Here is a 7,365-nt window from a genome sequence, read left to right on the forward strand (position 1 = left end):
CGACAAACTGCGCGCCTGCATCTTCTCCATGACCCGCGCGCGGTGGATCTCCACTGTACGCGGACTGATGTCGAGGTCGAAGGCGATGACCTTGTTGGCGCGTCCGGCCACCAGCCCTTCCAGTACCTCCCGCTCGCGGGGAGTGAGGGAGGCCAGCCGCTGGGCGATTTCCGGATTGGCTGTGGGCCGCGATTCGAGCGCGCGGCGGACGGTTTCGATGATGACGGTGTCGTCGAACGGCTTCTCGATGAAATCGACGGCTCCGGCTTTCATGGCCCGCACCGCCAGAGGCACGTCGGCATGCCCGGTCATCACGATGACCGGAAGCTGGCGGTTGCTGGCCGCAAGACTTTCCTGAACTTCGATGCCGCTCATTTCCGGCATGCGCACGTCGATCAGCAGGCAGCCCGGGCGGCCCGGCGCTGAAGAGCCGAGGAAATCCAGCGGCGATGCAAAGGCTTCGACCGTGAAGCCCGCGGATTCCATCAGGATCTGAAGCGAATCGCGCACGGCGTCGTCATCGTCCAGGATGAAGACGGTCGGTTGTCCGTTGTTCTCAGTAGGTGTCGTCATCATGATTCTCGGGACGGGCCGTCTCGACCGTGAAATGGAAAGTGACGCCGCCATCCGGATTCGGCGTGGCCCACAGGCGGCCGCCATGGGCGTCGATGATCGACCGGGATATCGACAGGCCCAGCCCCATCCCCTTCTGCTTGGTGGTGATGAAAGGCTGAAACAGGTTTGCAGCCACGACCGGGGCCAGGCCGGGTCCGGTGTCGCTGACGGTGACTTCCACCATGTCGTCGGACGATGCCGCCGTGCCTATCGTCAGGTCGCGGACCGGTGACTGGATCAGTGCCTCCATGGCGTTGCGGACCAGATTGAGCACCACCTGCTGGATTTGAATCTTGTCGATCCAGACCGTCGGCGCCTCCGGCGACAGTTGGAAGTTTACCCGGATATTCTCCTGCTTGGCGCCGACCAGTGCAAGGGCGCTGGCTTCCTCCACGACCTTGTTGATGGCTTCCGCCGTCCGGTCGGTCTGCCCCTTTTCGATGAAATCGCGCATCCGGCGGATGATCTGGCCGGCGCGGACGGCCTGCGCCACCGCCTTGTCCATGGTTTCCAGGACCTTGGGCGAAGGCTTGGTTTCGGCCGCGTCCATCATGCGGCGGCAGGCTTTGACATAGTTGGTGATGGCGGTCAGGGGTTGGTTGAGTTCATGCGCCAGAGTGGACGACATCTGGCCCATGGCGCTGAAGCGGGACACGTGCAACAGCTCGCTTTGCAGGTCCTGAAGCCGCTTTTCCGCGTGCTGGTGCTCGGTCAGATCCCTCACGAAACCGGTGAACAGCCGGCGGCCGCCCAGATTGACTTCACCGACGGCCAGATCCATCGGGAAAGTGGCGCCATCGGCACGCTGGCCGACGACGACCCGGCCGATGCCGATGATCCGCTTCTCGCCCGTGGTGAGATAATGGTTCATGTAGCCGTCATGGGCGGCGCGGTAGGGCGCCGGCATCAGGACGCTGACGTTACGGCCGACCACATCGGTCGAGGAGTAGCCGAACAGGCGCTCGGCCGCCGGACTGAAGGATTCGATGAACCCCTGGTCGTCGATCACGATGATGGCGTCCGGGACCGTCTCCAGGATCGATGTCAGGCGCGCCTTACGCTCCAGCAGGTCCGTCTCGTGCTGCGTCCTTTGCGTTATGTCGCGAAGGATGCCGATGAAGACCTTGCCGTCGCCGCTGCCGGCCTCTCCGACCGAGAGTTCGAGCGGAAACACCGTCCCGTCCTTGCGCTTGCCATGGACTTCCCGCCCGATGCCGATGATGCGGCGGCGGCCGGTTTCATGGTAATTGCGGAGATATGTGTCATGCTCCTCCTGGTAGGGAGCGGGCATCAGCATCTTGACGTTCTGGCCGACAACTTCATGCGTCTCATAGCCGAACAGATGCAGGCAAGCCGGATTGCAGGTCTGGACCCGGCCCATGCTGTCGATGATGACTATACCGTCGGGAGCAGTCTCAATCAGCGTTTGCAGCTTAAGATCATCCGCCGGTGATAGGGAAGGCTTGCTGTCCACGTTTATTATGCTCTGGCGCGTCCATGTTGCTCCGGAGCTTACCAGAAAAACTGTACGGAGGGGTCTATTCAACCCCATCCCGGCCAAAAAAGCCGAGCATGGTCAAAAGGTTCATGTTTGACCTTTTTCCGTCCCCTGGTAAACCATGTCTCAATAACAGACGGCTCATCCGAGAAGCCGTTCCAATGGAACCGGGAGGTCCGACGCTATGAAGATGACACGATGGGTCGCCGCGTGCGCGCTCACGCTTTCCACCACATTCGCTTTCGCCGCGTCGTCACAGGCGGAGACGGTTCTTCAACTGGGGCATCCGACGGCCTCGGCGTCCCACTACGGCGTCGCCGCGGCGACCCTGGCCGACGAGCTGGCGAAGCGCAGCAACGGCAAGTTCAAGGTCGTCTCGACTCCCAACGGTGCCGAGCGGGAAATGATCGAGAGCGCCCAGATCGGCACGCTCGATCTGGTGGTGACATCGACCGGACCGGTCGGCAACTTCGTGCCGGAAGTGGCGATCGTCGATATTCCCTTCCTGTTCAAGGACTATCGGCATGCCCGCGCCGTGCTCGACGGTCCGATCGGCCAGGACATGCTGAAGCTGTTCCCCGCCAAGGGAATCGAGGCGCTGGCCTGGGGTGAAAACGGCTTCCGGCACATCACCAACAGCAAGCGGCCGATCAACACCCCGGCGGACGCCAAGGGCCTGAAGGTCAGGACCATGGAAAATCAGGTCCACATGACCGCTTTCCGCCAACTGGGGGTCCTCCCGACTCCGATGGCGTTCACGGAAGTCTTCACCGCCCTCCAGCAAGGCACGGTGGACGGGCAGGAAAACCCGATCCCGGTCATCACTTCGTCCAAGTTCGCCCAGGTGCAGAAGTATCTGACGATGACCGGTCACGTCTATTCGCCGGCCATGATCCTGATGGCGAAGTCGACCTTTGACGGCCTGTCGGCCGACGAACAGAAGATGTTCCACGAAGCGGCGGCCGTCGCGGCGAAGGCGATGCGGGAGAAGGTCGCCGCCGTAGAGGCCAACGGTGTCGCCGAATTGCGGGCCGCCGGCATGGAGGTCATCACGGATGTCGACCGTGCCAAGTTCCAGGAAGCGCTGGAGCCGGCCTATGCCGAGTATTCGAAGAAGTTCGGCAAGGACAAGATCGACCAGATCCGCAATTACGCACCCTGATCCGCGAAATTCATGATCCGGATCTTTCTGCGTGCCGAAGGTGCGATCAACTGGGTGATCGGCCACGCGGCTTCCGCCTGCCTGGTGGTCGCGGCCGTGTCCGCGTTCTATCAGGTCGTCACCCGCTTCATCTTCGAACAGCCGTCCACCTGGTCGGAGGCGCTGACCCGCACCTGCCTGATCTGGATGGTCTTTCTGGGCATCACCATCGCGTTCCGGCACGGTGCGCTCGTGGCGATCGATCTGGCCTACCGGTTGGTATCCGGGCGGCTGCAAAGCCTGTTGCAGGGATTCATCACGCTTGGCAGCCTTGCGCTGCTGGGCGTGATCCTGTGGTTCGGCATTCAGATGACATGGCGGGTGCGGTTCCAGACGCTGGCCGGGCTGGAGGTCCCGATCGCATGGGCCTACGCCGCCCTGCCAGTGGGAGCGTTCTTCAGTCTGCTCGCCGTGGTCGCCCACTATTTCGACCGCCGCACGGCTGCCCTTGAGGAGACCGCGACATGAGCACGACCATCCTCGTAACGATGCTCGTGCTGTTCGCGCTCAGCGTTCCCATCGCCGTTTCGATCGGCTTGGCGAGCGTGGTCGGCATCGCGGGTTTCACCAACCTTCCGCTGCTGCTGGTGGCCCAGCAGCTCTTCGTCTCGCTCGACCGCTATCCGCTGGCGGCGATCCCTTTCTTCATCCTGGCCGGCAACCTGATGGAGGTCGGGGGTATTTCCACCCGGCTGGTCGATTTCGCCAAATCCATCGTCGGCGGCGTTCAGGGCGGACTTGCCTGCACCTGCGTCCTGACGTGCATGATCTTCGCGGCGGTATCCGGCTCCAGCGTCGCGACGACCTTCGCGATCGGCGCGATCCTGATCCCCGCCATGGTCCGTCACGGCTATCCCGCTCCCTTTGCGGCGGCTCTCCAGGCGACGTCGGCGGAACTCGGCGTCATCATCCCGCCGTCCATCCCGATGATCCTCTACGCCGTGTCGGCGGAGGTTTCCATCGGCGAGTTGTTCATCGCGGGCATCGGGCCGGGCATCCTGATCGCGGCCGCACTCACCCTGTTCGTCTATGTCTGGTGCCGTATCAAGGGGCTAGGCAAGAACGACAGGGAAGGGCAGCTCAGGTTCGCCGCCGCCCTGAAAAGGTCGGCCCTGGCGCTCCTGATGCCGGTCGTGATCATCGGCGGCATCTACGGCGGCGTCTTCACTCCTACCGAGGCTTCCGTCGTCGCGGTCTTCTATGCGCTGGTCGTCGGCATGGTGATCTACCGCGAGATCCGCTTCGCGGATCTCGGGCCGATCCTGCGGAAGAGCGTGATATCGTCCGCGATCATCATGTTCATCATCGCCAATGCCGGGCTGTTCAGCTTCCTGATCAACCGCGCCGGCGTGCCCGTCGCCGTCGGCGAGTGGCTGGTCCAGACGATCGAGACGGGTGCCGGTTTCCTGCTGGCGGTCAACATCTTCCTGTTCGTGCTCGGCATGTTCGTCGAAACCTCGGCCGCGATCATCGTGCTGGCGCCGATCCTGGCACCGGTCGCCAGCCATTTCGGGATCGATCCGATCCACTTCGGCCTGATCATGGTGGTCAATCTGGCGATGGGCATGATCACGCCGCCCTTCGGCGTCAACCTGTTCGCCGCTTGTCAGGTCGCCCGCATCCCGCTGGACCGGATCGTGGCGCCCCTGGTGCCGTTCGTGCTGGTGATCCTGGCCTGTCTGATGATCGTGACCTACGTACCCGATGTCTCGCTGCTGTTCCGCGATCTGCTTTACTGAAGCCGGAAACCAATACGCTCATGCCGCGGTTTAGGCGGCATGAGCGTATTTTCCGTATTCGTCGGCTGTGCCGGCTGGTCGATCCCAAAGCAGCATGCCGGCTGGTTCCCGCCTGACGGCAGCCATCTCGAGCGCTACGCGCGTTTTCTCCCGGCGGTCGAGATCAACAGCTCGTTCTACCGTCCGCACAAGCCCGCGACCTATGCCCGCTGGGCGGCGTCCGTGCCCGACGGCTTCCGGTTCGCGGTGAAGGCGCCCAAGCTCATCACCCACGAATCGCGGCTGGCCGACTGCGTCGACCCTCTCGACCGTTTCCTCGGTGAAATCCGCGAACTGGGTGACCGGCTTGGCCCGCTGCTGGTACAGCTTCCCCCCAGTTTTCCTTTCCAGCCCAAGCGCGTCGAAGCGTTCCTGGGGCTACTCCGCGACCGCTTCGACGGCGACGTCGTATGGGAACCCCGGCATCCGAGCTGGTTCGTCGACACCGTCCCGGACGGCATGCTGGAAAGATTCCGCGTGGCCCGCGTCGCGGCCGATCCGGGCGGCGAGCCTCCGGGCGGCTGGAACGGCCTGATCTATCACCGGCTTCACGGGTCGCCCGAGATCTACCATTCCGACTATGCGCCGGACCGGCTGCCCGGTATCGCGCGGATGGTGGAGGAGGATGCGGAGAAAGCGCCGGTCTGGTGCATTTTCGACAATACCGCCCTTGGGGCCGCTACCCACAACGCCTGCGTCATATGGGAGAGACTTTATTTGGAAAGCGGAAAGGAATAGCGATTAAAAGGTTGACCCAAATTCCGGTGCGCGCGATCAATGACCGCCCAAAGGGGCACCTTCAGACAGGCAAGCAGATTAGAATGAGCGATACTCAAAACTTCTCCGATACCCGTATTTCCAAGCTGGACAGTGCTCTCGCCCGTATTGACCGGGTGATCGACAGCGTCTCGAAGAAGCTGGACGAGCAGCGCTACGAACACCGCACCGTCGTGGAGGAGCGCGACAGCGCCCGGGCCGAGCTGGACGAGCTGCGCCGCAAATATGACGAGTTGCAGTCCAAGGCCGACCACGCGGCCGACCGGATCGAAGCTCTGATCGGGATCGTCGAGCGCAGCTTCCCCGAACTGGCAAGCTCAGTCACCGGCGATCTCAACGGCGCCGATCTCGATGGCGGCGGACAGTTCGACCAGGGCGACCAGAACTATAGTCAGGGTGGCGGAAACCAGCCGCAGCAGTCCTACGGCTACTGATGCCGAAGCCGGAAGCATGACTTCGCTCCTTGACGTCGTCGGAACGAATGGAACCGTCATGCTTCCGCTTCTCAGGGCAGGGTAGGGGAGACTTGCTTGCGGACGAAACTGTTGACCGGAAACCCAAACGATATTATTAGCTTATAGCCCTGTCCTTACATAACAGTTGAACCATGCCGAATCCGACGCCGTTCCGTGACGCTCCGGTCAAACGACTTCGCGGGACTGTGCCACGCGGCGGATCGATCGGCATCACCCTCGCGCTCGCGGCATCGCTGCTGAGCGCCTGTTCAAGCTCCCCGTCGACCCACCGGACCAGCCCGGCAGCTTCCGGCGCCTATAGCGGCGGATTGTCCGGTGACCCCTGGGCCACCCACATCGCCGAGGCATCCCAGCGGTTCGACGTTCCGGAGCAATGGATTCGCGCCGTGATGAAGGTGGAGAGCGGCGGCCGTACCCATATGAACGGCAGGCCGATCGTCAGCCGGGCCGGTGCCATGGGCCTCATGCAGGTAATGCCATCGACCTACGAGGAACTCCGCGCCAAGCATGGTCTGGGCTCCGACCCGTTCGAGCCGCGTGACAACATCTTGGCCGGAACAGCCTATCTGCGGGAGATGTACGAAAAGTTCGGTTCTCCAGGATTTCTCGCCGCCTACAATGCCGGCCCCGGCCGTTACGGCGAATATCTGACAGGCGACCGCGGCCTTCCGTCCGAAACGCGCAACTACGTTGCGATGATCTCCCCGAACCTCGCCGGCGTCGAACCGACCCGGCGGGTTTCCGACACGATGTTCGCGGCAGTGCCTTCGCCGCGCATCCCGGATCGTACTGTCATCGCCGCCGCGGTAGCGCCGCTGCCATCCCGTCCCGTCGTCGTCGCATCCGCCCTTCCCATCGCCCAAGTGCCGGTGGCACCCCTCCCGGCGGCGCGGCCTCGGCCCGCTCCAGCGTCGGTTCCGGTACAACTGGCCTCCGCGCCGGTTGGCGACTGGGGCATCCAAGTCGGCGCCTTCCGGTCGCCGAATGAAAGCAACAAAGCCGTCGAGGATGCCCGTCGTG

Annotated in this window: 8 protein-coding genes; 6 read left to right on the top strand and 2 right to left on the bottom strand. The window is 63.1% G+C overall.

Annotated elements, in window-relative coordinates:
• A partial coding sequence (locus AC5JJ6_RS33560) for a response regulator transcription factor (protein WP_496046199.1) occupies positions 1–573 on the bottom strand: 573 nt, incomplete at its 3' end.
• Positions 557–2,089, bottom strand: a complete 1,533-nt coding sequence (locus tag AC5JJ6_RS33565) for a PAS domain-containing sensor histidine kinase (RefSeq protein WP_496046200.1) — start codon at positions 2,087–2,089, stop codon at positions 557–559. The genes AC5JJ6_RS33565 and AC5JJ6_RS33560, both read right to left, overlap by 17 nt.
• A gap of 208 nt (positions 2,090–2,297) precedes the next feature.
• Between AC5JJ6_RS33565 and AC5JJ6_RS33570 the strand changes: the two genes are divergently transcribed.
• From AC5JJ6_RS33570 to AC5JJ6_RS33595, 6 genes are all read left to right on the top strand, one after another.
• Positions 2,298–3,275, top strand: a complete 978-nt coding sequence (locus AC5JJ6_RS33570; protein WP_496046201.1) for a TRAP transporter substrate-binding protein — start codon at positions 2,298–2,300, stop codon at positions 3,273–3,275.
• Between the two features lie 12 nt (positions 3,276–3,287).
• Positions 3,288–3,782 (top strand): TRAP transporter small permease, encoded by a 495-nt coding sequence (locus tag AC5JJ6_RS33575; protein ID WP_496046202.1) that lies wholly within the window; start codon positions 3,288–3,290, stop codon positions 3,780–3,782.
• Positions 3,779–5,053 carry a TRAP transporter large permease gene (locus AC5JJ6_RS33580; protein ID WP_496046203.1) on the top strand — a complete coding sequence of 425 codons (1,275 nt, stop codon included), beginning with the start codon at positions 3,779–3,781 and terminating at the stop codon, positions 5,051–5,053. The genes AC5JJ6_RS33575 and AC5JJ6_RS33580 overlap by 4 nt, the downstream gene beginning before the upstream one ends.
• 39 nt (positions 5,054–5,092) lie before the next feature.
• Positions 5,093–5,830 carry a DUF72 domain-containing protein gene (locus AC5JJ6_RS33585; RefSeq protein WP_496046204.1) on the top strand — a complete coding sequence of 246 codons (738 nt, stop codon included), beginning with the start codon at positions 5,093–5,095 and terminating at the stop codon, positions 5,828–5,830.
• 83 nt (positions 5,831–5,913) lie between these two features.
• A complete protein-coding gene (locus tag AC5JJ6_RS33590; protein ID WP_496046205.1) occupies positions 5,914–6,303 on the top strand; it encodes a hypothetical protein in 390 nt (129 codons plus the stop codon).
• Positions 6,304–6,476: 173 nt separating this feature from the next.
• Positions 6,477–7,365 (top strand): lytic transglycosylase domain-containing protein (locus AC5JJ6_RS33595; RefSeq protein ID WP_496046206.1); only part of this gene is annotated, 889 nt, incomplete at its 3' end.

The organism is Skermanella sp., from assembly GCF_059503625.1.